The following is a 25,702-nucleotide window of genomic DNA, read 5'->3' on the forward strand; positions in this document are numbered from 1 at the left end:
GCGCGCATTGGCGGCAGCCAACCTGCTCGGCGTCGGATGGCCCAAAGAATATGGCGGGCGCGGGTTCTCGGCGATCGCCGCGACGCGTTCGGGGGTCATGACCTGTTGCAGCGTGGCACGCATCTCGGCCCGCAGCTCTTCCTGTTCCGGGGTGTACTCGAGATCCATCGGCTCAGACCCCCAGTCGCACCGGCATGCGCTTCACCCCAGGCACCATGGTGGCCTTCATCCGGTCGACCTCGCCGACCAGTTCCAGCCTGGGGAACCGGCGCAGGAATTCGTCGAAGAACACGGTCGCCTCCAGCCGCGCCAATTGCGCTCCGATGCAGGAATGTTCACCGCAGCCGAAAGCGATGTGTGGGTTGGGATGGCGTCGTACGACGAATTCCTCGCTGTTGGAGCCGAATACGTCCTCGTCGCGGTTGGCCGACCCGTACAGCATGGTCACCACATCACCCTCCCGGATCAGCTGGCCGCGGATCTCGACATCGGTGGTCGCGACGCGCGACATGCTGACGACGGGGCTGTTCCAGCGCAGCATCTCCTCCACCGCGCTGGGAATCAGCGTCGGGTCTTCCACCAGCAGACGGCACTGGTCGGGGTGGTTGATCAACGCCAGCGTGCCGAGTGCGATCAGGTTGCGGGTGGTTTCGTTGCCGGCCACCAACAACAGGAAGGAGAAGTTCAGCAGGTCCTCGTCGGTCAGACGATGTTCATCGATCTCCGACTCGGCGAGCACCGACAACAGGTCGTCGCGAGGTTCCTGGCGCCGGGCGGCGATCAGCTTCTGGAAATACTCGAAGAGCTGGCCGATCGCCACGAACGAGTCCAGTTCGATCTCCGGGTCGGCGGTACCGGTGGCCGCATCGGACCAGGCCCGGAACTGTTCCCAGTCCTCCGCGGGCGCGCCGATCAGTTCGGCGATCATGCGGGTCGGCAGCGGGGCGGCGATCTCCTCGGCGAATTCGTGCACGGAGCCGGCCTCGACCCCATCGAGGATGCCGCGGACGATCTCGCGGATCTTGGGCTCCAGCACCGCAACCCGCCGCCGGGTGAAGCCCGAGTTGATCAGTTTGCGCATCTGCCGGTGCCGTGGCGGATCGGTGAAGATCAGCGCGCCCTCCTGCACCGGGTTGGGCATCTGCGGGTCGGGTATCGAGATGCCCTTTGTCGAGGTGAACAGCGCGGGGTTGCTGGACACGTAGCGGATGTCCTCGTATTTCAGCAACGCCCAGAAATGGGTGACGTCGTTCCAGTGCACCGGCGAGCTCGCCCGCAGCTCGCGGTAGGCCGGGTACGGGTCGCCGGCGTAGAAGTCAGGGGAGTGCAGGGGGGTGTCGGTGTGCACGGCGAGCGGTCCTCCGATCCGACACATTAATGAAAAGTGTCCTGCGCATCGTGTCTACTCTGCGCCGGATGTCCGTGTCAACAAGGACACACTGTCGTTGATTTGGTCCGTATTTCAGCAGATGGACGATTGACGCCCGAGTCCCGCGGGTGTACACCAAGGGGATAGATGACCGACGTTGGGGTGAGGAAGCAGATGACTGCGCCACAAGCTACGGAACTCCCGGGACTGATCGACACCTACCAGCTCTACATCGACGGGAGGTGGGTCGAACCGGAAAACGGTCGCTACGAAGACATTTCGCCGGCCACCGAGCAGGTCATCGCCACCGCCCCGGACGCAAGCGCCGAACAGGTCGGTGCGGCGATCGGCGCCGCGCGCCGCGCCTTCGACGAAGGGCCGTGGGCGGACATGACCGCAGCGGACCGCGGCAACTGCCTGAGTCAACTCGGCGACGCGCTGCTCAAACACGCCGACGAATTCTTCGCGCTGTCGCAATTGGAGTGGGGCTGCATCGCCAACGAACGGATCATGCAAGTCGACGGCGCGGCGTTCATGTCCATGCACGCCGCTCAACTCGCCACCCAACTGGCTGACGAGGAAGTCACCGGCATCGGCGCCGGCACCACATTGCTGCGCCACGCACCGCTCGGTGTCGTGTCGGTGCTGACGCCGTGGAATTTCCCGCACTGCCTGAACGTCATGAAGCTCAATCACGCGCTGGCGGCCGGGAATACCGTCGTACTCAAGCCGTCGCCGCTCACCCCGCTCGCCGGCCTGGCGCTGGCCCGGATCATCGACGAGCACACCGATTTCCCGCCGGGTGTGGTCAACGTCGTCACCCCGTCGGGAGTCGACGCGGCCAGGCTGCTGACCACCGATCCCCGCGTCGACATGGTCAGCTTCACCGGCAGCACGGTGGTCGGACGTCAGGTCATGTCGGCCGCGGGCGACACGCTCAAGCGCCTCTTGCTGGAGTTGGGCGGCAAGTCGGCGTGCATCATCCTGGACGACGCGCAGGTCACCGACGAGATGCTGCAACAGATGCTGTTCGACTGTTGTTCGCTGCACGCCGGGCAGGCCTGCATTCTGCACAGCCGGCTGCTGCTGCCGGATTCGTTGCACGACGACGTGGTCGACCGGCTCGCCGCGCTGGCCCGGGCGGTCAAGGTCGGGGATCCGACCGATCCCGACGTGCAAATGGGCCCGCTGATCAGCGACGCGCAGCGCGGGCGGGTCGAGGCGCACATCGCCGGGGCGCTCGACGACGGCGCTCGGCTGGTCACCGGCGGCGGCCGGCCGGCGGGCCTGGACGTCGGCTACTACGTCGAGCCGACAATCCTGGACGCGGTGCAGCCCGATTCCGTGATCGCACAGGAAGAAGTGTTCGGTCCGGTGCTGAGCGTCATCCGGTACCGCGACGACGACGACGCGGTCGCCATCGCGAACAACTCACGCTATGGCCTGTCCGGCTCGGTGTACGGCGGGGACGTGGACCGGGCCGTCGGTGTCGCCCGCCGCATCCGTACCGGCCAGATCGCGGTCAACGGCGTCGGCCCCGGCGCCGCGCCGTTCGGCGGGTTCAAGCTGAGCGGACTGGGCCGCGAGGGTGGCGGCATCGGCGGGCTGCATCAGTACATGGAGCCGATGGCGATTGGGGTGCCGCTCTGAGAGGCGCAGCTCGATCCCAAATACGCGGTCGCGGATTAGCTCCTGAACGTCGGCCCGGCACTGTTATGATTCGGATGCAACGATGTATCCGATGACGAAAGGTTGCTTGGCATGGCCGTCGCGATCGACCGACCCAAGCTCGAAGGAAACATCGCCGTAGGCGAAGGCCGGCAAATTGGTTTCGCGGAGTTCGGTGCGCCGCAGGGGCGCGCGGTCTTCTGGCTGCACGGCACCCCGGGTGCCCGCCGGCAGATCCCGACCGAGGCGCGGGTCTACGCCGAGCACCACAACGTCCGCCTGATCGGCGTCGATCGCCCGGGCATCGGCTCGTCGACCCCGTATCGCTACGAGACCCTCTCGGCATTCGCCGACGACCTGCGCGTCATCGCGGACACGCTGGGCATCGACAAGATGGCGGTGGTCGGCCTGTCCGGTGGCGGGCCCTACACGCTGGCCTGTGCCGCCGGACTGCCTGAGCGCGTCGTGGCCGTCGGCGTGCTCGGCGGTGTCGCGCCGACGCAGGGGCCCGACGCGATCAGGGGCGGAGCCATGGACCTGGGTCTGCGCGTCGCGCCGTTGCTGAAATTCGGCGGCAGCCCGCTGCGCGTCGGCGCAAGCCTGCTGATCCAAGCGGTGCGGCCGATCGCCTCCCCGGCGCTCGATGTCTACGCCCTGCTGTCCCCGCAGGCCGACCGGCACCTGCTGAACCGGCCCGAGTTCAAGGCGATGTTCCTTGACGACCTGCTCAACGGCAGCCGCAAACAGCTGGCCGCGCCGTTCAACGACGTCATCCTGTTCGCCCGGGACTGGGGCTTCCGGCTCGAAGAGGTGAAAGTGCCGGTGCGCTGGTGGCACGGCGACCACGACCACATCATCCCGTTCGCGCACGGGGAGCATGCGGTGTCGCGGCTGCCCAACGCCGAGTTGTTCCATCTGCCCGAGGAAAGCCACCTCGCCGGGCTCGGCCGTGGTGAGGAGATCCTGGCCACCCTGATGAAGATCTGGGACGAGGAGGCGTGACGATGGTGACAGCCGGGACAACCGATTCCGCACCCCCGCTGGGGCTCTACCTCACCGACATTCCGCGTGCGGTGGTCGAGTACGGCCAGCTGCTCAGCGTGCTGCCGCTGCAGCACAAGCTGCCGGTCGGCGATCGGCACCCCGTGCTGGTGCTGCCGGGTCTGCTCGCCGGCGACGGCACGACGTGCACGCTGCGCCGGGTGTTGACCCGGCTCGGATATCGGGCCCACGGGTGGGGCCTGGGCGTCAATATCGGCCCGACTCCCAAGGTGGTGGCGCGCATCTACGACCTGCTCGACGAGCTGCACACCCGATACGACGCGCCCGTCAGCCTGATCGGCTGGAGCCTGGGTGGCATCTTCGCGCGCCGGTTGGCCCGCCGTAATCCGGCGGCGGTCCGCCAGGTGATCACCTTGGGCAGCCCGTACCGGATGCAGCACGCCGGCCAGTCGCGCGCCACCGCAAGCTTCAACCTGTTCGCGCGGCTGCACGCCGAGCGGCACGAGCTGCCGCTGGCAAGCGAGAACGAACCCCTACCCGTGCCGTCGACCTCGATCTACTCGCGCTACGACGGCATGGTGGCCTGGCAGACCTGCATCGACGCGTCGTCCGAGCGCGCGGAGAACATCGCGGTGTTGAGCAGTCACATCGGCTACGGCCACCACCCGGCGACCATCTGGGCCATCGCGGACCGGCTGGCCCAGCCGGCGGGTACCTGGACGCCGTTCCGGCCGCCGGCGGCGCTGCGGCCGCTGTTTCCCAGGCCCGTCGCCAGTCCGGTCCGCTTGGCGTAATACCCTCGCTGACGTGCTGCTGACCTCGCTCAACCCCGCGGTCGTCACCCAGACCGACATTCCCGACGCGGTCAGGATCGACGGCTTCACGTTGAGCCGCAGCGATCTGGTGGGCGCGGCCACCTCGGTGGCAGAGCGGGTGGCCGGCGCACAGCGGGTCGCGGTGCTGGCGACGCCCACCGCATCGACCGTGCTGGCGATCACCGGATGCCTGATCGCCGGCGTCCCCGTCGTACCGGTTCCCGCCGACGTCGGCGTGGCCGAGCGCCGCCACATGCTCACCGACTCGGGTGCCCAGGCCTGGCTCGGGCCGCAGCCCGACGACCCGGAAGGCCTGCCGCACATCCCGGTGCGGCTGCACGCCCGGTCCTGGCACCGTTATCCCGAGCCGGCGCCGGACTCCCCGGCCATGGTCGTATACACCTCGGGCACAACGGGATTGCCCAAGGGTGTGCAGGTCAGCCGGCGGGCCATCGCCGCAGACCTCGATGCGTTGGCGGATGCCTGGCAATGGACACCCGACGACGTGCTGGTGCACGGCCTGCCGCTGTACCACATCCATGGGCTGGTGCTCGGTCTACTGGGGTCGCTGCGAGTGGGAAATCGCTTCGTGCACACCGGGAAACCGACGCCGGCCGGATACGCGGCCGCGAAGGGCACCCTGTATTTCGGCGTGCCGACGGTGTGGTCGCGGGTGGTGGCCGACCGGGCCGCCGCCGAGGCGCTCAAACCGGCGCGACTGTTGGTTTCGGGCAGTGCGGCGCTGCCGGTGCCGGTGTTCGAGGGGCTGGAGCAACTGACCGGGCACCGGCCCATCGAGCGCTACGGTGCCTCGGAGTCGCTGATCACCGTGTCCACCCGCGCCGACGGTGAACGCCGTCCGGGCTGGGTCGGCCTGCCGTTGGCGGGCGTGCAGACCCGACTGGTCGACGACCACGGGGAACTGGCTGCCCATGATGGGGAAACCGTTGGGCGCCTTCATGTTCGGGGACCGACATTGTTCGACGGCTATCTGAACCGGCCCGAGGCCACCGCGGAGGCATTCACCCCGGACGGCTGGTACCGCACCGGAGACGTCGCCGTCATCGACAGCGGCGGCATGCACCGCATCGTGGGACGCGAGTCCGTCGATCTGATCAAATCGGGCGGCTACCGCATCGGCGCAGGCGAAATCGAGACCGTGTTGCTCGGTCATCCGGACGTCACCGAGGCGGCGGTGGTCGGGGTGCCCGACGACGATCTCGGCCAGCGGATCGTCGCGTATGTCGTCGGCTCGCCCGGGATCAGGCCCGAGGACCTCATCCAGTATGTCGCCGAACAACTTTCGGTGCACAAACGTCCACGCGAGGTGCGGATCGTGGACTCGCTGCCGCGCAACGCGTTGGGCAAGGTGCTCAAGAAGCAACTACTGGCCGAAGGCTGAGACCCGAACCGGGCGTAGCACATTCGTTACCGGACTCGCAGGATGTTAGCAGGTTCTCCAGCGGGCCAGATGGCGCTGCGTCACTTAACGTCGTCAGGGTGGATCGACGGGGGAACGCTGTCTGGGAGTCACCGTGGTGACGGTCGCGGCCGCTCCCAGTGGCACATCGATGAGACGGGTCGCGGTGGCCTGTTATGTCGGATCGGCGATCGAGTACTACGACTTCCTGATCTACGGAACCGCCGCGGCGCTGGTCTTCCCGGTCGTGTTCTTCCCGCATCTGAGCGCGACGGTGGGCACCATCGCCTCGATGGGGACGTTCGCCGCGGCCTTTCTGTCCCGGCCGCTGGGCGCGGCGGTGTTCGGCTACTACGGGGACCGGCTGGGCCGTAAGAAGACCCTGATCGCCACCCTGCTGATCATGGCCTGCTCGACGGTGGCGGTGGGTCTGGTGCCCAGCACGGCCGCGATCGGCGTCGCCGCGCCGTTGATCCTGACCACCCTGCGGCTGTTGCAGGGGTTCGCCGTCGGCGGCGAGTGGGCGGGATCGGCGTTGCTCAGCGCCGAGTACGCGCCGCCGGACAAGCGGGGCCGTTACGGCATGTTCACCCTGATCGGCGGCGGCAGCGCGACCGTGCTGGCCAGTCTCACCTTCCTCGCGGTGAACTACACCATCGGCGAGAACAGCCCGGCGTTCGTGCAATGGGGCTGGCGGGTTCCTTTCCTGATCAGCGCGGCGATGATCGTCATCGCGCTGTATGTGCGGCTCAACATCGAAGAGACCCCGGTGTTCGCGGCGGAGAAAGCCCGCAACCTGGTCCCCGACGCACCGGTGTCGGAGGTGCTGCGGCTGCAGCGCCACCAGGTCGCCCTGGCCGCAGGCACCGTCCTGACGGCGTTCGGGATGGTGTACATGGCCAGCACTTTCCTGCCCAGCTACGCCCTGCACCACCTCGGCTATTCGCGCTGCCTGATCCTGTCCATCGGCGTGCTGGGCGGGTTCGCCAGCATGGCTTCCGTCGCGGTCTCGGCCATCCTGTCCGACCGCTATGGCCGGCGCCGCATCATGCTGATCGGGTTCGGGGCGTGCCTGCCGTGGTCGCTGGTGGTGATGCCGCTGATCGGGACCGGCAGCCCGACCGGCTATGCGGTGGCGATAATCGGCGTCTACGCCATCGTCGGGATCAGCTCGGGGCCCACCGCGTCCTTCATTCCGGAGTTGTTCGCCACCCGCTACCGCTACACCGCCTCGGCGCTGGCGGTGAACTTCGGAGGCATCGCCGGGGGCGCGGTCCCGCCGCTGATCGCCGGGACGCTGCTGGCCGCCTACGGCAGCTGGTCGGTGGGGCTGCTGCTGGCCGGGCTGGTCGGAACCAGCCTGGTGTGCACCTATCTGCTGCCCGAGACCGGGGCGGCCGCGATCGGCGCTCTCTAGTTGGCGTGCAGTTCCTCGTTGAGCGCGATGCCCTGACCGTCGCGGGAGACCACCTCGACCGCCCCCGACAGTGAGTTGCGCCGAAACAGCAGGTTGTTGCTGTTGGACAGCTCGCGCGCCTTGACCGAGGTGCCGTCGGGCAGCGCGACCTTGGTGCCGGCCGTGACGTACAGACCGGCCTCCACGACGCAGTCGTCGCCGAGGGAGATGCCCAGCCCGGCGTTGGCGCCCAGCAGACAGCGCTTGCCGATCGAAATGACCTCCTCGCCGCCGCCGGACAGCGTGCCCATGATGGACGCGCCGCCGCCGACGTCGGATCCGTCGCCGACTACTACGCCCGCCGAGATGCGGCCCTCCACCATGGAAGCGCCGAGAGTGCCGGCGTTGTAGTTGACGAAGCCCTCATGCATCACGGTGGTGCCCGGCGCCAGATGCGCGCCCAGACGTACCCGGTCCGCGTCGGCGATGCGCACACCTGAGGGCAGCACATAGTCGACCATCCGCGGGAATTTGTCGATGCCGTACACCGTCACCGGGCCGTGTCGGCGCATCCGCGCCCGCACCGCCTCGAAGCCCTCGATGGCGCACGGGCCGCGGTTTGTCCAGACCACGTTGGTCAGCACCCCGAAGAAGCCGCCGGCGTTGAGCCCGTGCGGCGCCACCAGCCGGTGGGAGAGCAGGTGCAGTCGCAGGTAGGCGTCGTGGGCGTCGGTGGCCTGATCGGCCAGGTCGCCGATGACCGTGCGCACCGCGATGGTCTCGGTGCTGCGGTCGTCGTCACGGCCGACCAGCGCGGCCAGTTCCGCGGGGAGATCGGACAGCGCCAGCCGAGTGGTGGCGGTGGTCCCCGAGTCGGTCAGTTCGGGCTCGGGAAACCATGTGTCGAGGACAGACCCGTCGGAGGCGAGGGTCGCCAGGCCAATACCTGCAGCTCCAGTCACGGCGGTCAGGTTACTTTGGCCGCCGAGCAGACGCAGAATCGCATCCCACTGCCCGCGGCAGTGCGATTCTGCGTCTGCTCGCGGTGGTTAGGCTTAACCTCGTGCTGGACCTATCCGGAGATCCCGTTGCGCTGACCGCGGCGTTGGTGGACATCCCCAGCGAGTCACGCGACGAAGGGCGCATCGCCGACGAGGTGGAGGCGGCGCTGCGGGCACAGACGTCCGGCTTCGAAATCGTCCGCAACGGCAACGCCGTGCTGGCGCGTACGGCGCTGGGCCTGCCGTCGCGGGTGCTGCTCGCCGGGCACCTGGACACCGTCCCGGTGGCCGACAATCTGCCCAGCCGGATCGAGGGCGATCAGCTGTACGGCTGCGGCACCGCGGACATGAAATCCGGTGACGCGGTCTTTCTGCACCTGGCCGCCACGGTGGGCGAACCGGTGCACGACCTGACGCTGGTGTTCTACGACTGCGAGGAAATCGATTCGGCCGCAAATGGTTTGGGACGCCTGGAGCGTGAACTTCCGGAGTGGCTGGCCGCCGACGTGGCGATCCTGGGCGAGCCCACCGCCGGGTTCATCGAGGCGGGCTGCCAGGGCACGCTGCGCGTCGTCGTCAGCGCCACCGGGACTCGCGCGCATTCGGCTCGATCCTGGTTGGGCGACAACGCCATTCACAAACTCGGCGCCGTGCTGGACCGGCTGTCCTCGTACACCGCGCGCAGCGTGGACATCGACGGCTGCGTTTATCGCGAGGGCTTGTCGGCCGTCCGCGTGGACGGTGGGGTCGCGGGAAACGTCATTCCCGACGCCGCCTCGGTGACCATCAACTTCCGCTTCGCCCCGGACCGGTCGCCGGAGGCCGCGCTGCAGCATGTCCACGAGGTGCTCGACGGACTCGACGTGCGGATCGAGTTGACCGACTCGGCCGCCGGTGCGCTGCCCGGGCTCACGGCGCCGCCCGCGAAGGCGCTGGTCGAGGCCGCGGACGGACAGGTGCGGGCGAAGTACGGCTGGACGGATGTGTCTCGCTTTGCCGCGCTGGGGATTCCGGCGCTCAACTATGGCCCCGGTGACCCGAACCTGGCGCACAAGCGCGACGAGCGAGTGCCGGTGGCCAACATCACCGCCGCGGTGGAGATGTTGCGCGCCTACTTGAGCCGCTAGAAGCGCGAGGCCTGCGCGGCCGCGTCGGCTGCGGCCGCGCCCATCCCGATCGCGGCCAACTCCTCGGCAACGGCGGTCAGGGCGGCCGCATCACGGCCGGCCAGGGCGCGGGCATGACGAACCACCAGATGGCCGACCTGGCAATCGATTTCGTCGGCCAGCCGGGCCAGCGGGTCGACAGCGCGCAGATCACCGAGCCGGACGGCGTCGTAGTAGGCCAGTAGCGCCAGGGTGGACTGCTTGGCGCGTTCGGCGGTTCTGGCGGCCTCGCGTGCGGCGCTGATCGCGCCGGTGTTGTCCCGGGCCGTCGCCCTGGTCCAGGCACGGGCCATGCCGAGCTCGGGTGCGAACAACGCCGATTTCGTCCCGTGCCGGTTTTCGGCTCGGCGCAGGGCTTTTGCCGAGCCGGGGATGTCGCCCTGCCGTGCGACGGCCGTCGTCAGCAACATCAGGGAGAACGGTCCCCAGGAGTAGCCGCTGCGTTCGAGTTCTGCCGCGGCCGGCTCCAACAACGCTGCGGCGGCGGCGAATTCGCCCTTGACCAGCAGCACGTAGGCCAGCAGCGACTCGCCGATGGAGCGTCCCGGCTGCTGCAGCTCGGCGAAGTCGGTGAACTGTTGAGCCAGCGTGTGGGCTTGTCCGACTTCACCGGCCATCAGCAGCGCGATGATCTGGCTCAGGCCGACGGTGAACCGCAACAGCCCCGGATGCTCTGCCGCCGCGGCAGTTTCGGCGAACCGCTGCACATCGCCCAGCCGGCCCATCCGCGCCGACGACAACGCTGCGGCACTGGCCGCCCACGCCACCGCCATGTCACTGTCGGCCGGACCGTCCAGCACTGAGGTCGCCAATGTGATGGCGCGCGCCACGTTCCCGGAGTTCATCGCGAACGTGGCGGTCAGCCCGTCCAGCACCGCGCGGGCCGCGGGCTGGGTGACCCGATTGCGGGTGGTTTGCAGGAAGGCGGTGGCCCGTTCGGGCTCACCGAGCATCCAGAACTGGTTGGCGGCAGTCGGTACCGCCCACGACATCAGCTCGGGTTCCGACAGGCCGGCCGGATCCACCGCCGACAGCACCGCGCCCGCCTCGCGGCCGCGTCCCTGCCAGGCCAGCGCCTGACCGAGGACCAACCGGGCCACAAGGCCGCCCGACCGATCCACCGCCGCCCGCGCCAGCCGTTCGGCCAGCCGCAAGTCACCCAGTCGCAGCGCCTGCTGGGCTGCCTCGGTGACTTCCGTGATCGGTTGGGGCACATCGCATTCCAACGCCAGCGAGGCCAGCCGCAACCGGTCGCTCAATCGCTCGCACGGGTGCTGGGAGAGCAGGTTGACCAGATCGGTGCGACGTTGCCGCGCGCCGTCCTTACCCAGGGCCGTCCTCGCGCGTTCGCCGAACAGCGGGTGCGCGGTGTAGACCACCGGGTCGGTGGCGCTGCCGCCCCGTACCCGGGTCTCGGCGGCGCCGAGGTCCTCGGCCTGGCCGACGGCGCCCTCCCCGGCCAGCACGGTCAGATCGGCCAGCGTCAGGGGTTCCAGGATGGCCAGGTAGTCCAACACCGCCCGGGCCGGTGGCGGCAAATGGGCCAGGAATTCGTCGACGTCGGCAGCGGTGCGCGCCGTGTCCGGCGGCTCGACGTCGATCCGCTCCAACAGTCCGTCGGTCCACAACGCCGCGATCGCGGCCGGGGCGGCGTCCGCGCGGGCGGTGACGACCATCCGGGCGGTGCGGGTCAGGGCCAGCTGGTACACCAGCGTGGCCGACAGGATGTCGAGGTCGTTCGCCTCGTCGACGACGAGCAGCAGATCGCCTTGCTCGGCGGCCCTCATCAGTGAGGTACGCGCGGCCCGCAATAACGCCGCCGGCTTACCGATCTCGGCAATGTCGACGAGATGGCCGAAGGCGCCGAACGGCACCACGCGCTCGGCGGGAGTGCCGATGACCCAACGGGTCAGCGTGCCGGGATTGCGTTCGCAGAATCGTTCGGCGGCCAACCGGGCGAGGGTGGATTTGCCGACGCCGTCGGGCCCCAGGACGACGCCGCCGCCCGCGTCCCCCAGCGCGGCGTCCAGCCGTTCCAGCGCGGCCGCGTGCTGCGGGACGTTCCAACGAATCGGCACCGTTGTGAGTTTATGGTGACCTTCACCCCGGCTGTGCGCAGGGCTTGGGCGGTTGGTCTACGTTTCGGTGTATGCCCGCAGAGACCAACGGTCAGTGGACGGTGGCGGTGTACTGCGCCGCCTCGCCAACGCACCCGGAATTACTCGAGCTCGCCGCGTCGCTCGGGGCGAGCATCGCCTCGCGTGGCTGGAAGCTGGTGTGGGGCGGCGGACACGTCTCGGCGATGGGCGCGGTGGCCCCGGCGGCGCGGGCGGCCGGGGGCTGGACCGTTGGGGTGATACCCACGATGTTGCAGAACCGCGAACTTGCCGACCGGGATGCCGACGAGCTGATCGTCACCGACACGATGAGCGAGCGTAAACGGGTGATGGAGGAGCGCGCGGACGCGTTCATCGCGTTGCCCGGCGGTGTCGGCACCCTCGACGAGTTGTTGAGTGCCTGGACCCAGGGCTATCTGGACGTGCACGACAAGCCGATCGTGCTGCTGGATCCCTGGGGGCATTACGACGGGTTTCTGGCCTGGGTATACGGATTGACCGACAGCGGCTACATCTCCCAGGCGGCGGTCGATCGGCTAGTTGTGGTGGATAAGGTCGGCGAGGCGCTGCAGGCGTGCGCGCCCGGGCTGACAAGTCTGCAGAGAATCGAGGAATCAGGTGTCTGATCACGAGGGCGGCGCGCGGACCCAAGTCAAGCTCACCCACATCGCCGCGCAGGTGCCCGGCCTCATCGCCGACGCGCCGTCGATCCTGCGGGGCGTGACCGGCTTGCTGGCCCGGCCGGGGTCCAAGGTGTCGATCGCGTCGGTGTTCCAGGACCGGGCCGCGCGCTACGCCGACCGGATCTTTCTGAAGTTCGGCGACCAGCAGCTCACCTACCGCGACGCCAACGCAACCGCCAACCGATACGCCGCCGTGCTGGCCGCGCGCGGCGTCGGCCCGGGCGATGTCGTCGGCGTGATGCTGCGCAACTCACCCAATGCGGTGCTGACCATGCTGGCCGTGGTCAAGTGCGGCGCGATCGCCGGGATGCTCAACTACCACCAGCGCGGCGACGTCCTCAAGCACAGCCTGGGACTGCTGGACGCCAAGGTGCTGATCGCCGAATCCGACTTGGTCAGCGCGGTAAGCGAGTCCGGCGGGTCGGCGGGCGAGGTGCTGACCGTCGAAGACCTGGAGCGATTCGCCACCACCGCGCCGGCCACCAACCCGTCGTCGGCTTCGGCGGTGCGCGCCAAGGACACCGCCTTCTACATCTTCACCTCGGGCACCACCGGATATCCCAAGGCCAGCGTGATGACGCACTACCGGTGGCTCAAGGCCCTCGGGGCGTTCGGCGGGATGGGACTGCGGCTGAAATCCTCTGACACGCTGTACAGCTGCCTGCCGCTCTACCACAACAATGCGCTGACGGTCGCCGTGTCGTCGGTGATCAACTCCGGCGCGACCCTGGCGCTGGGCAAGTCGTTCTCGGCGTCGCGGTTCTGGGACGAGGTGATCGCCGCCGACGCGACGGCGTTCATCTACATCGGCGAGGTCTGCCGGTATCTGCTCAACCAGCCGCCCAAGCCGACCGACCGCAAACACAAGGTCCGCGTCATCGCCGGCAACGGGCTGCGGCCGGACATCTGGGAGGAATTCACCAAACGGTTCGGCATCGCCCGGGTTTGTGAGTTCTACGCCGCCAGCGAGGGCACCACGGCATTCATCAACATCTTCAACGTGCCTCGCAGCACCGGGATTTCACCGATGCCGCTGGCCTACGTCGAGTACGACCCGGACACCGGCGAGCCGGTCCGCGACGAGGACGGGCGGGTCCGGCGGGTGCCCGCCGGCGAGCCGGGCTTGTTGCTCAGCCCGGTCAATCGACTGCAGCCGTTCGACGGTTACACCGACAAATCGGCGACCGAGAAGAAGCTGGTGCGCAACGCTTTCAAGGAGGGCGACACCTGGTTCAACACCGGTGACGTGATGAGCCCGCAGGGCATGTTCCACGCCGCGTTCGTCGACCGGCTCGGCGACACCTTCCGCTGGAAGGGCGAGAACGTGGCCACCACGCAGGTGGAGGCCGCGGTGGCCACGGATCCCAATGTCGAGGAGTGCACGGTGTTCGGGGTCGAGGTGCCAGATACCGGCGGGCGCGCCGGTATGGCCGCGATCAAGCTGCGCGAAGGCAAGGAGTTCGACGGCCAGTCCCTGGCGCGGGCGGTCTATGACCAGCTGCCCTCCTACGCGCTGCCGCTGTTCGTGCGGCTGGTGGAGTCGCTCGAACACACGACGACGTTCAAGAGCCGCAAGGTGGAGCTGCGCAAGCAGGCGTACGGCTCGGACGTCAAAGACCCGCTGTACGTGCTGGCCGGACGGAAAGAAGGCTACGTGCCGTTCTACGACGAGTACCCCGAGGAAGTTTCCTCCGGCAAGCGCCCGCAGGGCTGAATAACCGCGGGCACCGCGGTTTCGAGGGCCCGCGCACATCCAGGCACTATGGAGGCGTGCAGTCAACCCTGTGCGGTCGCCCAGTCGCGAGCGATCGCGCGCTGATCATGGCGATCGTCAACCGCACCCCGGACTCGTTCTTCGACCGGGGTGCGACGTTCGCCGACGGCGCCGCCCGCGAGGCGGTCCACCAAGCCGTCGCCGACGGCGCCGACGTGATCGACATCGGTGGCGTCAAGGCCGGCCCCGGCGAGCACGTCGACACCGATACCGAGGTCGCCCGCCTGGTGCCGTTCGTCGAATGGCTGCGCGACACCTACCCCCAGCAACTGATCAGCGTCGACACCTGGCGCTCCGAGGTGGCCGAACTGGCCTGCGCGGCGGGCGCCGACATCATCAACGACACCTGGGGCGGGGTCGACCCCCGACTGCAGGAAGTGGCCGCCGAGTTCGGCGCGGGCCTGGTGTGCGCGCACACCGGGGGAGCCTTACCGCGTACGCGGCCGTTCCGGGTGAGTTACGGTACGACTACCCGCGGGGTGGTGGACGACGTGATTCGCCAGGTCACAGCCGCCGCCGAGCGGGCCGTCGCGGTCGGAGTGGCCCGCGACCGGGTGTTGATCGATCCGGCCCACGATTTCGGAAAGAACAGCTTCCACGGGCTGCTGCTGTTGCGGCACGTGGACGATCTTGTTAAGACCGGGTGGCCTTTGCTCATGGCTTTGAGCAACAAGGACTTCGTCGGGGAGACTCTTGGCGTGGACGTGACCGAACGGCTCGAGGGAACGCTGGCAGCGACCGCGCTGGCGGCGGCCGCCGGCGCGCGCATGTTCCGGGTGCATCAGGTGGCGGCGACCCGCCGGGTGCTGGAGATGGTGGCCTCGATCCAGGGGATGCGTCCGCCGAAGCGCACGGTGAGGGGGCTCGCATGACGGCATCGGAACTGTTCACCGGTGATCTGATCAATGACACCTGGCTGGCCGAACGCAGCTGGAATCGGCCGCGCTGGACGATCAGCGAACTGGTCGCGGCCAAGGCCGGCCGCACGATCTCGGTGGTGTTGCCCGCGCTCAACGAGGAAGAGACCGTCGCGTCCGTCATCGACAGCGTCTCACCGCTGGTGGACGGGCTGGTTGACGAGTTGATCGTGCTCGACTCGGGCTCCACCGACGACACCGAGATCCGCGCGATCGCCGCCGGCGCACGCGTCGTCAGCCGGGAGCAGGCCGTTCCCGAAGTCCCGACCCGGCCGGGCAAGGGCGAGGCGCTGTGGCGCTCGCTGGCCGCCACCAGCGGTGACATCGTGGTGTTCATCGACTCCGACCTGATCAACCCGCACCCGATGTTCGTGCCGTACCTGGTTGGTCCGCTGCTCACCGGCGAGGGCATTCACCTGGTGAAGGGCTTCTACCGCCGCCCGCTGAACGTCGCCGACGCCAGCGGCAGCGCCGGCGCGACCGGGGGTGGCCGGGTGACCGAGCTGGTCGCACGGCCCCTGCTCGCGGCGCTTCGGCCCGAGCTGGGCTGCGTACTGCAGCCACTGGGCGGGGAGTACGCCGCAACCCGCGAGCTGCTCACGTCGCTGCCGTTCGCGCCAGGCTACGGCGTCGAGATCGGCCTGCTCGTCGACACCTTCGACCGATTGGGCCTGGACGCGATCGCCCAGGTCAACCTGGGCGTCCGAGCGCACCGCAACCGTCCGCTGGAAGAATTGGGCGCCATGAGCCGGCAGGTGATCGCCACCCTGCTGTCGCGGTGCGGCATTCCCGACTCCGGCGTCGGACTCACCCAGTTCTTCCCGGTCCCGGATGGCTACACCCAGCACACCTTGCCGGTGTCGTTGGCCGACCGGCCGCCGATGAGCGTGCTCCGGCCTGCTTGAGAACCCGTGTCAGTGCCGTAGGGCAAGATCGTCCCCGTGGCGTTGGTGTTGCTTTACCTGGTGGTTCTGATCCTGGTCGCGATCGTGCTGTTCGGCGCGGCGAGTTTGCTGTTCGGTCGCGGCGAGCAGCTGCCGCCCCTGCCGCGGGCCACGACGGCGACGGTGCTGCCCGCGTCCGGCATCACCGGCGCCGACGTCGAGGCCGTCAAGTTCACCCAAGTCTTCCGGGGTTACAACACCACTGAGGTGGACTGGGTGCTGGCCCGCCTCGGCGCCGAGCTGGAGCGGTTGCGCGAGGAGCTGGCGGCGACGCACCAAAACGGGCCTGACCTGGAGAGCGACAGCACGCCGGTGCCCGACGAGGAGAGCGTCGTGCAAGAGCGGTCCGGCCCCACATGAGTGACGACGGCCTGGTGCGCTGCGGCTGGGCGGTGGTCCGGCCGGGTCCCGATGCGGACCTGTACCGCACCTATCACGACACCGAATGGGGCCAACCGCTCCGCGATGGAACCGCGCTGTTCGAGCGGATGAGTCTGGAGGCGTTCCAGAGCGGCCTGTCGTGGCTGATCATCCTGCGCAAACGAGAGAACTTCCGGCAGGCTTTCCACCAGTTCGACATCGAGACGGTCGCCGGCTTCACCGACGCCGACGTGCAACGACTGCTGGCCGATCCCGGCATCGTGCGCAACCGGGCCAAGATCGAGGCGACGATCGCCAACGCCCGCGCGGCCGCGGAGCTCGGGTCGCCGCAAGACCTGTCCGACCTGTTGTGGTCTTTTGCGCCGTCGCCTCGGCCCAGGTTCGCTGACCTGTCCGAAATCCCCTCGACAAGTGCCGAATCGAAAGCCATGGCACGTGAGCTCAAACGGCGCGGATTCCGGTTCGTGGGGCCGACCACCGCCTACGCGTTGATGCAGGCCACCGGCATGGTCGACGACCACATCAGCGGCTGCTGGGTGCAGCAGGCCGTTCGTTGAGTGGCCCAAATCGCCCCAGAAGCGGGTCTTTGTGCACCTGCTAACCCGGATAGGGAACAATAGAGGCGTGATTTGGCAGTTCAATGTCGGGTATGGCTGGGAATCCGCTGGCGGGGCATGCTCGGCGCCGACCAGGTCCGCAGGCGCGGGCCAGCTCGAATCTGGAGGGAGCACTCGATGGCGGCGATGAAGCCCCGGACTGGCGACGGTCCACTAGAAGCAACCAAGGAGGGGCGCGGCATCGTAATGCGGGTACCACTCGAAGGTGGTGGCCGCCTCGTCGTCGAGCTGACGCCCGACGAAGCCGCCGCGCTGGGCGACGAGCTCAAAGGCGTCACCAGCTAGCCCACCCGGCCATCGGACGGCGCTACGCGCACACCTTCCGGTAGATGTCCAGCGTCTGCTCGGCGATGTGCGTCCAGGAGAACTCCTCGATACAACGCTGACGTCCGGCGTGGCCGTATTGCTGTGCCCGTGCGGGATCGGCCACCAAGGCGTTGACCGCCTCGGCCAGCCTGGCCTCGTAGGCGTCGGGGAAGTCCGCGTCGTAGTGCACCAGTGAGCCGGTGACGCCGTCGGCGACCACCTCGGGGATGCCGCCGACGTCGGAGGCCACCACCGCCGTCGCGCAGGCCATCGCCTCCAGGTTGACGATGCCCAACGGCTCGTACACCGATGGGCATACGAATACCGTTGCGGCCGAGAGTATTTCGCGCAGCTTGCCGATCGGCAACATGTCGCGCACCCAAAACACGCCGGTGCGGGAGCCGGCCAGTCCCGCCACCGCGGAGCGCACCTCTTCGGCGATTTCGGGGGTGTCGGGCGCACCCGCGCACAACACCAGCTGGATGTCCGGGCTGAAGTGGTGCGCGGCCGCCACCAGGTGGGAGACGCCCTTCTGCCGGGTGATCCGCCCGACGAAGGCCACCACCGGCCGGCGCGGGTCGACGCCGAGCTCGGCCAGCACCGATCCGGTGCGAACCGGGCCGGCGGGATGCCAGACGTCGGTGTCGATGCCATTGCGGATCACGTGCACCACATTGGGATCCAGCGTCGGATAGACGCGCAGAATGTCGTCGCGCATGCCGGAGCTGACGGCGATGACCGCGTCGGCGGCCAGCACCGCGGTGTTCTCCACCCAGGAGGACACCTGGTAGCCGCCACCGAGCTGCTCCGCCTTCCACGGCCGCATCGGCTCCAGCGAGTGTGCGGTCAGCACATGCGGGATGTCGAAGAGCAGTTTGGCCAGATGCCCGGCCAGGCCGGTGTACCAGGTGTGGGAATGCACGACGGTCGCCGCGCTCGCGGCGTTGGCCATCACCAGATCCGCCGACAGCGTCGACAGCGCAGCATTGGCGTTGCGCAGCCGCGGGTCGGGCTGATGCGCGACGGCACCGGGGCGGTCGGCGCCCATGCAATGCACGTCGACCGCACACAGCTTGCGTAGTTGGGCTACCAGTTCGGTGACGTGTACACCGGCCCCGCCGTAGACCTCCGGAGGGTATTCCCGAGTCATCATCGCCACCCGCATACCCGCACGTTAGTTTGCAGGCAGTAGAGCCGGCATCGCGGGTGATGAGGGGCTGCGGGTGGCAGCTGTTTGCGGCTGCCGATAGGTTTGACCTCATGAGGGAAGCGCCACACGTGCTGGGCATTGTCCTGGCCGGTGGTGAGGGCAAGCGGCTCTATCCGTTGACGGCCGACCGGGCCAAGCCCGCGGTTCCCTTCGGTGGCGCCTACCGGTTGATCGACTTCGTGCTGTCCAACCTCGTCAACGCCCGCTATCTGCGGATTTGTGTTCTCACCCAGTACAAGTCGCACTCGCTGGACCGCCACATCTCCCAGAACTGGCGGTTGTCGGGTCTGGCCGGTGAGTACATCACCCCGGTGCCCGCCCAACAACGGCTCGGCCCGCGCTGGTACACCGGTTCCGCGGACGCCATCTACCAGTCACTGAACCTGATCTACGACGAAGACCCCGACTACATAGTCGTTTTCGGTGCCGACCACGTGTATCGGATGGACCCCGAGCAGATGGTGCGGTTCCACATCGACAGTGGCGCCGGCGCAACGGTAGCCGGAATCCGGGTGCCGCGGGCCGACGCGACCGCGTTCGGCTGCATCGACGCCGACGAATCGGGCCGGATCCGCAATTTCGTCGAGAAGCCGCTCGACCCGCCCGGGACCCCCGATGACCCGGCCGCCACCTTCGTGTCGATGGGCAACTACATCTTCACCACCAAGGTTCTGATCGACGCGATTCGTGCCGACGCTGACGACGACCACTCGGACCACGACATGGGCGGGGACATCATTCCCCGGCTGGTCGCCGATGGGATGGCCGCGGTCTACGACTTCAGCGACAACGAGGTGCCAGGCGCCACCGACCGCGACCGGGCCTACTGGCGCGACGTCGGGACCCTCGACGCGTTCTACGACGCCCACATGGACCTGGTCTCGGTGCACCCGGTGTTCAACCTGTACAACAAGCGCTGGCCGATCCGCGGGGAGTCCGAGAACCTGGCGCCGGCGAAGTTCGTCAACGGCGGTTCGGCCCAGGAGTCCGTGGTGGGCGCCGGCAGCATCATTTCGGCGGCCTCGGTGCGCAACTCGGTGCTGTCGTCCAACGTGGTGGTCGATGACGGCGCGATCGTGGAGGGCAGCGTGATCATGCCTGGCGCGCGGGTCGGCCGCGGCGCTGTGGTGCGGCACGCGATCCTGGACAAGAACGTCGTCGTCGGCCCGGGGGAGATGGTCGGCGTCGACCTGGAGCGGGACCGGGAGCGCTTCGCGATCAGCAGCGGCGGCGTCGTCGCCGTGGGCAAGGGCGTCTGGATCTAGCACTCCGCGCGAGGTTGCGTTCCCCGCGCTATATCTGGGGGATCAGCAGGTGGGAGTTGTAGCGCCGGCCCCAGCGCAGGGTGACCAGGCCGCGCGGCGGGTCGGGGTAGGCCGCGGGGTATTGGCCGATCAACGGGTTGCGCGGCCAGAGCCAGCGGCCGGCAACCACCAGGCGCAGTTGTTCGCCGGCGCGAAACAGCGTCGCCGACGGGCCCAGCGCCACGTCGATCGCGACCACCTCACCCGGCTTGACGGGCTGGATGCGGTTCAGCGCCGGCACCGGATCCCAGGGCTTGGATTGCTCGGCATCCAACTCGCGCAGCAGGACTCGCTGCCACCCGGTGGCCACCCGGTCGCGGCCATAACCGTAGGACCCTTCGAACTCGACGTGCCGCCCGTTGCGCCACTTCTCCACGCCGACGAACAGATTCGCGTCCTCACAACCATCCAGCTGCACCCACAGTCGCGCCGCCATCGGACCGGTCAGCTCGATATCCTCGGGCACCGTCCACTTGAATGCCGCAGCGCGAGAATGAGTTTCGAAGGTGATGCTGCCCGCGGCCGCCGGCGGATCGGTGGCGAGCCGGCCGGCCCCGGCCAGGTGCAGGGCCCGCCACTGGGTGCGGGCAAGGGGCCACTCGCTCTCCTCGCGCACCGCGACGACGGTGTCGCGGTCTTCACGCACTTCCAGCCGGACGCTGCGGCCGGCGGGCGCCCCGTCCAGCACGGCGCGGAAGAAGCGCAGCTGTTCGTCGCGCGCTTCGTCCGAGTAGAACGTGGCCCACTTGCCGCCCCGGTGGGTGTAGAGCCGGGCATGGCTCGCGCCGCTGTGGGTGAACGCCCGGATCGAGCCGCGGCTGTGCAGGTTGTTGTCCGAGAAGCTGCCACAGACCAGCATCGGCACCTCGATCGCCGACAGATCTGGCGCAATGGAACGCCAGAAGTCGTCGCGCAGCGGGTGTTCGGTCTGCATCTGCTCGAGGTCGTATTGCTGACGGGTGCGTCGCCGCACGCCGCGCGACCACATCCTGGTGAACCCGGATTCGCGCACGCCGCCAGGAAACGTCAGGTCCCGGTAGGCGTCGGTGAAGCCTTCCCACGGGCAGATCGCCCGCAGCGCCGGCGGCTGCAACGCCGCCACGGCGTACTGGCTGATGGCCAGATAGGAGACCCCGAGCATGACGACCCGGCCGTCGCTCCACGGCTGTTCGGCCAACCACTGCACCAGGTCGTAGGTGTCCTCGGCCTCCTGACGGGACAGCAGGTTCCCGGTTCCGTCGGAGCGGCCACAGCCGCGGGAGTCGGCGTTGACTACGACGAAGCCGCGAGCCGTCCACCAGGCCGGATCGGGCGCCTCCCAGCTGGTGAGCGCCGAAAAGCGCACTGGCGCGGGCTGACGCAGCGCCCGGTACTGCGGGGAGAACGCCCATTTCCTGCGGTGCCGCTTCGGCAGCTCGTCTTTGCCGTAGGGATGGATACTGAGGATCACCGGCAGCGCGGTGTGGTCGTGCGGCCGGAACACGTTGACGCGCAACACCGTTCCGTCGCGCGTCGGCACCTCAACGTCCCGCTCGACGGTCAGGTCGGCCGGTGGATCCGTGACGGTGACGGGTGGTTTGGCGATGCCGCGGATCCGCTCCCGCGCATAGCGTAGGGCGCCGGGTCGACGCCACGGCCGGTCCAGGGCAGGTGACGGGTGTTGCGCCACGCCGTTACCTTAGAACGTGGTGTCGATCACCACACGTGCGGCACCAACCGATAGCGCACCCGATGGGTGTAGTCGCGGTAGCCGTCGAGCCCGTCAACCAGAGCCCGCTCTTCGTCAAGAATGCGGAAGACGAGCACGAGCACTGCTGGGATGAACAGCACCAGCCCCCAGTAGGACCCGAGCGCCAACGGAATCCCCAACATCAGGATCACGTTGCCGACATACATCGGGTGGCGCACGCGGCCGTACAACCCGGTCGAGACCACCCGCTGGTCGGCCTCCACCGTCACGGTCGCTGCCGCGTAGCTGTTCTGGACGATCGTCAGCATGGCGATGGACAAGCCGACCGCGACCAGCACGTCGCCGAGCACCGTCACCGCGGTTGGCACCGAGGACCAGTCGAATCGGTGATCGAGCCCGCTGAGCGCCATCATGGCGAAGAACGCCACGAAAGCGGCGACGATGATGAACTTCTGCACGGTCCTGGTCTCCGCCTTGGGACCCGCGTGCATGCGCCGCCGCAATGCGGCCGGGTTGGTCCGAGCCAGGTAGGCACTTGGCACGATCGTGGCGACAGCGAATATCGCGACGAAAACCCAGCCCTGCCAATAGTTGAGCGTGCCTGCCGGATAGAACACGACCAGACCGAAAAGGGCAATGCCCACCAGTCCCGACGCGATTGCTCTCAGAAGAATGTTCATGACCGCATGTCCCTGCCGCGGAAAGCTATGGCGCCCAACGCGATCAGTGCCGCATCCAGCGCGAGCAGCCAAACCAGTGGTACGGCGCTGAACGCGCCCGCCCCCACCCGCGGGGTGTGGGCGAACGGCTCCAGGTCGAGCAACCATTGCGGGGAGCCCGACAGCGAACCGAGCAGGTATACCGCGACGAAGCCGACCAGCACACCCCACGCCGCGGGGGTGAGGCGCGGCATCAGGCCGAACAGTGCGACGGTCACCGCCGCCAGCAACCAGACCGCGGGCAGTTGCACGGCTGCGGTGCCGAGGACGGTGGGCAGTTTGCCGGCGATGTCCCCGGCCGCGGCGCCGTAGGCGAGCCCGGCGGCCAGGCCCGACAGCAGGATCGCGAACGTCGACCCGCCCAGCGCCATAACCAAGTGACTTGCCAACAGCCGGGTGCGGGAAACCGTTCCCGCGAGCAGGGTTTCGGCACGGTGCTCGGCTTCTTCCTGGTGCAACCGCAGGGACAGGGAGATCGCGAACGCGGCGGCGATCATGCCCAGCATGGCGAACCCCACCGCGATGAAACCCTGCTCCACCGCACCCGTGCCGCCGAGGCGCGCGACGATCTCCCGCGCCGACGCGCCGCCCAGCTCGTCACCGATGCCGTGCGTCACGCTGCCGATCAACAAGCCGTACAGGCCCAAGCCGACCGTCCACACCAACACCGCTCCGCGGTCGAGCCGCCACGCCAGCGCAAAAACGTTGCCGAGCCAGGCGGGGGCGGTGCCACGGCCGGCGCGTTCGGCGATCAGGCCGGCCCCGACATCGCGGCCGGCGAGCAGCCGGTACGCGGCACCGGTCAGCGCCACCGTCGTCAGAACGTGCAGCAGCAGCACCCACCAGTGATCACCCGCATACGGGCGAACCTGCAGTGACCACCCCAGGGGTGAGAACCAGGACAGTCCACCAGAACTCGCGTCGCCCACGGCGCGCACGGTGAATGCGGTGCCCAGGACGGCGAACGCCACGCCGCGCGCGACTCGGGCGCTCGGGGACAGCTGCGCGGCCACCGCGGCCACCGCCGTGAACACCAAGCCGGACGCGGCCAGGGCCGCGCAAAAGGCCACGGAGCCGCTCACCGGGACAGAGGTGGCGAGCAACCCGGTGGTGCCGATGAGGCCGGTCAGCAGGGACGCTCCGAAGGACAACAGCAGCGTCGCGGTGAGGCTGGCATAGCGGCCGACCGCGGTCGAGTCGATCAGTTCGGCCCGGCCACTCTCCTCGTCGGCACGGGTGTGCCGGATGACGGTGAGAATGACCGCGACCGCGATGAGCACGTGGAACATCCCGGCTTTCCAAATGCCCACGGCGCCAAGGCTGTCGTTGTAGATCTGGCCGTAGAGCGCGCGCTGCGCCGGGCTGGCCATGATCGAGGTGGCGAATCCGGCCCGGTCGGCCTGGGTGGGGTAAACCTTCTCGATGCTGCCGATGTAGACGCTGCCCAGCGGGAGCGATAGCAGTAACACCCACAGCGGCAATGAAATCCGGTCGCGGCGCAGATAGAGCCGGAGCAGACCGAGCGTACCGGCGAAGTTGGAACTGCGCTGCGGCCCGCGGTGTTGGGTGGGGCGATCCAGGACGGCGGTACTCATCGCGCCGCCACCTGCTCGCGCGACCCGTTGGTGCTGTAGTGCCGCAAGAACAGCTCCTCGAGGGAGGGTGGTTGGCTGACGAGGCTGCGCAGGCCGGCGTCGCCAAGCACCCGGATCAATTCGCCCAGGCTTTCGCTGTCGACCTGAGCGCGCACCGTGTTGCCCTCGACGCTGACGTCTTCGACTCCCCTGATCCGGGTGAGATCGCCCGGGTCGCCGATCATCTCGGCCTTGATCGACGTCCTGCTGAGGTGTCGCATGGACTCCAGTGACCCGCTCTCGACGGTCCGGCCGCCAGCGATGATGGTCACCCGCTCACAGAGCGCTTCGGTCTCGGCGAGGATGTGGCTGGACAGCAGCACCGTCACACCGCGGTCACGCGCTTCGCTGACACATTGCTGGAAAACGTTCTCCATCAACGGGTCCAGCCCGCTGGTCGGCTCGTCGAGCAGCAGGAGGCGGGCCCGCGAGGAAAACGCCGAGATCAGCGAGACCTTCTGCCGGTTGCCCTTGGAGTAGGTCCGCACCTTCTTGTGCGGATCGAATTCGAAACGCTCGATCAATTCCGCGCGCAGCTTTGGGTCGATACCGCCGCGCATCCGGGCCAACAGGTCGATGGTCTCGCCGCCGGTCAGCGCTGGCCATAACGTGACATCACCGGGCACGTAGGCGATTTCGCGGTGTAATCGAACCGCGTCGGTCCATGGGTCGCCGCCCAGCAGGCGCGCGGTACCGGCGTCGCCTTTCACCACGCCCAGCAGGATGCGGATAGTGGTCGACTTGCCGGCGCCGTTGGGTCCGAGAAAGCCATGCACCTCGCCTTCGCCCACGGTCAAGTCGAGGCCGTCAAGCGCTCGCACGGATCCGAAGTTCTTGGTAAGCCCCCGAATCTCGATGGGCGCCGAGCGGTTAACTGACATCTGCCTCTCCTTGGTTTTCTCTAGCGAGAAACGCCTCGTACATGGTGTGATCGGTCAGCAGGCCCTCGGAATAGATCTCGAGGGCGGGCAGCACCATGTCACGCGCGTAGTCGCGCAGGACCGCGCGCACATCCGTCGGGGTTTCGTGCATCTGCAGATAGAGCAGGAAACCGCCGCCGCCGGTAATCGCCAGGTACCTGGACCTGGCCTGCGGATCGCGACTCGGCTTGAGGGTGCCGGCCGCAACACCCTCCGCCATGTAGTCCTCGGTGTTTTGAATCATCCGGTGCCACAGCATCTTTGCCAGCTCGCCGCCGGATTGCAGACTGCGGACCAGATACGCCATCAGCGGTGCGTAGGACTCGATCTCCGCCATGGCGCCCAGCCAGGTGGCGGGGTCATTCGACTGAATGGTTTCGGACTTCTCGCTGCGGATTTCTTCGGCGATGTATTCGTCGCAGGCCTTGCGCAAGCCGTCCTTGGAGCCGAAGTGGTGGATGACCAGTGCGGCGCTCACCCCGGCCGCCTCCGCGATGGTGCGCAGCCCGACGCCGAAGCCGTGCTCGCCGAACTGCTCGATCGCCGCATCACGGATCCGGGCGACCGCAGTCAAGTCGGCTGAACGCATGTTCAGTACACTAAACGTATGTTCAGTCGACGTCAAGCGCTTTGCGCCGGAAAAGTCCGT

At 68.2% G+C, this 25,702-nt stretch carries 23 protein-coding genes; 14 read left to right on the forward strand and 9 right to left on the reverse strand.

Annotated elements, in window-relative coordinates:
* Window positions 1–172: 172 nt before the first annotated feature.
* Window positions 173–1,375 carry a cytochrome P450 gene (locus A9X01_RS26480; protein ID WP_065123545.1) on the reverse strand — a complete coding sequence of 401 codons (1,203 nt, stop codon included), beginning with the start codon at window positions 1,373–1,375 and terminating at the stop codon, window positions 173–175.
* Between the two features lie 168 nt (window positions 1,376–1,543).
* On the opposite strand from A9X01_RS26480, the gene A9X01_RS26485 reads away from it, so the two are divergent.
* The 5 genes from A9X01_RS26485 (at window position 1,544) to A9X01_RS26505 (ending at window position 7,691) form a co-directional block, all read left to right on the forward strand.
* On the forward strand, window positions 1,544–3,019 hold the full coding sequence (locus tag A9X01_RS26485) for an aldehyde dehydrogenase family protein (RefSeq protein WP_065123589.1): 1,476 nt from the start codon (window positions 1,544–1,546) through the stop codon (window positions 3,017–3,019).
* 111 nt (window positions 3,020–3,130) lie between these two features.
* On the forward strand, window positions 3,131–4,039 hold the full coding sequence (locus A9X01_RS26490; RefSeq protein ID WP_065123546.1) for an alpha/beta fold hydrolase: 909 nt from the start codon (window positions 3,131–3,133) through the stop codon (window positions 4,037–4,039).
* Window positions 4,040–4,041: 2 nt separating this feature from the next.
* Window positions 4,042–4,833 carry an esterase/lipase family protein gene (locus A9X01_RS26495; RefSeq protein WP_065123548.1) on the forward strand — a complete coding sequence of 264 codons (792 nt, stop codon included), beginning with the start codon at window positions 4,042–4,044 and terminating at the stop codon, window positions 4,831–4,833.
* Between the two features lie 13 nt (window positions 4,834–4,846).
* The gene (locus tag A9X01_RS26500) at window positions 4,847–6,256 is read left to right on the forward strand and encodes an acyl-CoA synthetase (protein ID WP_065123549.1); all 1,410 of its coding nucleotides are present in this window, start codon (window positions 4,847–4,849) and stop codon (window positions 6,254–6,256) included.
* Window positions 6,257–6,425: 169 nt separating this feature from the next.
* On the forward strand, window positions 6,426–7,691 hold the full coding sequence (locus A9X01_RS26505; RefSeq protein WP_065123590.1) for an MFS transporter: 1,266 nt from the start codon (window positions 6,426–6,428) through the stop codon (window positions 7,689–7,691).
* On the opposite strand, the gene dapD is transcribed toward A9X01_RS26505, so the two are convergent.
* Entirely contained in the window at window positions 7,688–8,641 is a 954-nt protein-coding gene (gene dapD, locus A9X01_RS26510; protein WP_155772305.1) for a 2,3,4,5-tetrahydropyridine-2,6-dicarboxylate N-succinyltransferase, read from the reverse strand. The genes A9X01_RS26505 and dapD overlap by 4 nt on opposite strands.
* Window positions 8,642–8,733: 92 nt before the next feature.
* Between dapD and dapE the strand changes: the two genes are divergently transcribed.
* Window positions 8,734–9,798: a succinyl-diaminopimelate desuccinylase gene (dapE, locus tag A9X01_RS26515; protein ID WP_065123551.1), complete on the forward strand. Its 1,065-nt coding sequence runs from the start codon at window positions 8,734–8,736 to the stop codon at window positions 9,796–9,798.
* Here dapE and A9X01_RS26520 read toward each other — a convergent pair.
* Window positions 9,795–11,915 (reverse strand): AAA family ATPase, encoded by a 2,121-nt coding sequence (locus tag A9X01_RS26520; RefSeq protein WP_065123553.1) that lies wholly within the window; start codon window positions 11,913–11,915, stop codon window positions 9,795–9,797. The two genes, dapE and A9X01_RS26520, sit on opposite strands and share 4 nt — an antisense overlap.
* 71 nt (window positions 11,916–11,986) lie before the next feature.
* Here A9X01_RS26520 and log point away from each other — a divergent pair, with 71 nt between their 5' ends.
* The 7 genes from log (at window position 11,987) to A9X01_RS26555 (ending at window position 17,555) form a co-directional block, all read left to right on the forward strand.
* Window positions 11,987–12,580, forward strand: coding sequence for a cytokinin riboside 5'-monophosphate phosphoribohydrolase (gene log / locus A9X01_RS26525; RefSeq protein WP_065123555.1), 594 nt, complete (start codon window positions 11,987–11,989; stop codon window positions 12,578–12,580).
* On the forward strand, window positions 12,573–14,351 hold the full coding sequence (gene fadD6, locus A9X01_RS26530) for a long-chain-acyl-CoA synthetase FadD6 (protein ID WP_065123556.1): 1,779 nt from the start codon (window positions 12,573–12,575) through the stop codon (window positions 14,349–14,351). The genes log and fadD6 overlap by 8 nt, the downstream gene beginning before the upstream one ends.
* 56 nt (window positions 14,352–14,407) lie before the next feature.
* Complete coding sequence (gene folP / locus A9X01_RS26535; protein WP_065123558.1) at window positions 14,408–15,283, forward strand: dihydropteroate synthase; 876 nt, start codon at window positions 14,408–14,410, stop codon at window positions 15,281–15,283.
* Window positions 15,280–16,233, forward strand: coding sequence for a glucosyl-3-phosphoglycerate synthase (locus A9X01_RS26540; protein ID WP_065123559.1), 954 nt, complete (start codon window positions 15,280–15,282; stop codon window positions 16,231–16,233). Before folP ends, A9X01_RS26540 begins: the two co-directional genes overlap by 4 nt.
* Before the next feature lie 36 nt (window positions 16,234–16,269).
* Entirely contained in the window at window positions 16,270–16,632 is a 363-nt protein-coding gene (locus A9X01_RS26545; protein ID WP_065123560.1) for a DivIVA domain-containing protein, read from the forward strand.
* A complete protein-coding gene (locus tag A9X01_RS26550) occupies window positions 16,629–17,210 on the forward strand; it encodes a DNA-3-methyladenine glycosylase I (protein WP_065123562.1) in 582 nt (193 codons plus the stop codon). The genes A9X01_RS26545 and A9X01_RS26550 overlap by 4 nt, the downstream gene beginning before the upstream one ends.
* A gap of 177 nt (window positions 17,211–17,387) precedes the next feature.
* Window positions 17,388–17,555 (forward strand): DUF3117 domain-containing protein, encoded by a 168-nt coding sequence (locus A9X01_RS26555; protein WP_003406247.1) that lies wholly within the window; start codon window positions 17,388–17,390, stop codon window positions 17,553–17,555.
* Window positions 17,556–17,577: 22 nt separating this feature from the next.
* On the opposite strand, the gene glgA is transcribed toward A9X01_RS26555, so the two are convergent.
* Window positions 17,578–18,741: a glycogen synthase gene (gene glgA / locus A9X01_RS26560; protein WP_065123563.1), complete on the reverse strand. Its 1,164-nt coding sequence runs from the start codon at window positions 18,739–18,741 to the stop codon at window positions 17,578–17,580.
* 95 nt (window positions 18,742–18,836) lie between these two features.
* Here glgA and glgC point away from each other — a divergent pair, with 95 nt between their 5' ends.
* On the forward strand, window positions 18,837–20,051 hold the full coding sequence (glgC, locus tag A9X01_RS26565) for a glucose-1-phosphate adenylyltransferase (protein ID WP_065036575.1): 1,215 nt from the start codon (window positions 18,837–18,839) through the stop codon (window positions 20,049–20,051).
* Window positions 20,052–20,079: 28 nt separating this feature from the next.
* Here glgC and A9X01_RS26570 read toward each other — a convergent pair whose 3' ends face one another.
* From A9X01_RS26570 to A9X01_RS26590, 5 genes are read right to left on the reverse strand one after another with little or no spacing between them, the layout of a single operon-like run.
* Window positions 20,080–21,759, reverse strand: coding sequence for a CocE/NonD family hydrolase (locus A9X01_RS26570; RefSeq protein WP_065123565.1), 1,680 nt, complete (start codon window positions 21,757–21,759; stop codon window positions 20,080–20,082).
* 26 nt (window positions 21,760–21,785) lie between these two features.
* On the reverse strand, window positions 21,786–22,460 hold the full coding sequence (locus A9X01_RS26575) for a methyltransferase family protein (RefSeq protein WP_065123566.1): 675 nt from the start codon (window positions 22,458–22,460) through the stop codon (window positions 21,786–21,788).
* Entirely contained in the window at window positions 22,457–24,094 is a 1,638-nt protein-coding gene (locus tag A9X01_RS26580) for an ABC transporter permease (protein ID WP_172832615.1), read from the reverse strand. The genes A9X01_RS26575 and A9X01_RS26580 overlap by 4 nt, the downstream gene beginning before the upstream one ends.
* Window positions 24,091–25,014, reverse strand: a complete 924-nt coding sequence (locus A9X01_RS26585; protein WP_065123567.1) for an ABC transporter ATP-binding protein — start codon at window positions 25,012–25,014, stop codon at window positions 24,091–24,093. Before A9X01_RS26585 ends, A9X01_RS26580 begins: the two co-directional genes overlap by 4 nt.
* Window positions 25,004–25,642 carry a TetR/AcrR family transcriptional regulator gene (locus tag A9X01_RS26590; protein ID WP_065123568.1) on the reverse strand — a complete coding sequence of 213 codons (639 nt, stop codon included), beginning with the start codon at window positions 25,640–25,642 and terminating at the stop codon, window positions 25,004–25,006. Before A9X01_RS26590 ends, A9X01_RS26585 begins: the two co-directional genes overlap by 11 nt.
* Window positions 25,643–25,702: the final 60 nt, after the last annotated feature.

It is taken from the genome of Mycobacterium asiaticum (genome assembly GCF_001668675.1).
Lineage (GTDB): Bacteria > Actinomycetota > Actinomycetes > Mycobacteriales > Mycobacteriaceae > Mycobacterium > Mycobacterium asiaticum_D.

Excerpts from the sequence above, each read along its gene's own strand:
- A9X01_RS26580 (WP_172832615.1), bottom strand. The coding sequence starts at position 24,094 with ATGAGTACCGCCGTCCTGGATCGCCCCACCCAACACCGCGGGCCGCAG.
- A9X01_RS26585 (WP_065123567.1), bottom strand. The coding sequence starts at position 25,014 with ATGTCAGTTAACCGCTCGGCGCCCATCGAGATTCGGGGGCTTACCAAG.
- A9X01_RS26480 (WP_065123545.1), bottom strand. The coding sequence starts at position 1,375 with ATGTGTCGGATCGGAGGACCGCTCGCCGTGCACACCGACACCCCCCTG.
- A9X01_RS26540 (WP_065123559.1), top strand. The coding sequence starts at position 15,280 with ATGACGGCATCGGAACTGTTCACCGGTGATCTGATCAATGACACCTGG.
- A9X01_RS26505 (WP_065123590.1), top strand. The coding sequence starts at position 6,426 with ATGAGACGGGTCGCGGTGGCCTGTTATGTCGGATCGGCGATCGAGTAC.
- glgA (WP_065123563.1), bottom strand. The coding sequence starts at position 18,741 with ATGCGGGTGGCGATGATGACTCGGGAATACCCTCCGGAGGTCTACGGC.
- A9X01_RS26575 (WP_065123566.1), bottom strand. The coding sequence starts at position 22,460 with ATGAACATTCTTCTGAGAGCAATCGCGTCGGGACTGGTGGGCATTGCC.
- A9X01_RS26550 (WP_065123562.1), top strand. The coding sequence starts at position 16,629 with ATGAGTGACGACGGCCTGGTGCGCTGCGGCTGGGCGGTGGTCCGGCCG.
- glgC (WP_065036575.1), top strand. The coding sequence starts at position 18,837 with ATGAGGGAAGCGCCACACGTGCTGGGCATTGTCCTGGCCGGTGGTGAG.
- A9X01_RS26485 (WP_065123589.1), top strand. The coding sequence starts at position 1,544 with ATGACTGCGCCACAAGCTACGGAACTCCCGGGACTGATCGACACCTAC.
- log (WP_065123555.1), top strand. The coding sequence starts at position 11,987 with ATGCCCGCAGAGACCAACGGTCAGTGGACGGTGGCGGTGTACTGCGCC.
- A9X01_RS26495 (WP_065123548.1), top strand. The coding sequence starts at position 4,042 with ATGGTGACAGCCGGGACAACCGATTCCGCACCCCCGCTGGGGCTCTAC.
- A9X01_RS26555 (WP_003406247.1), top strand. The coding sequence starts at position 17,388 with ATGGCGGCGATGAAGCCCCGGACTGGCGACGGTCCACTAGAAGCAACC.
- A9X01_RS26490 (WP_065123546.1), top strand. The coding sequence starts at position 3,131 with ATGGCCGTCGCGATCGACCGACCCAAGCTCGAAGGAAACATCGCCGTA.
- A9X01_RS26590 (WP_065123568.1), bottom strand. The coding sequence starts at position 25,642 with ATGCGTTCAGCCGACTTGACTGCGGTCGCCCGGATCCGTGATGCGGCG.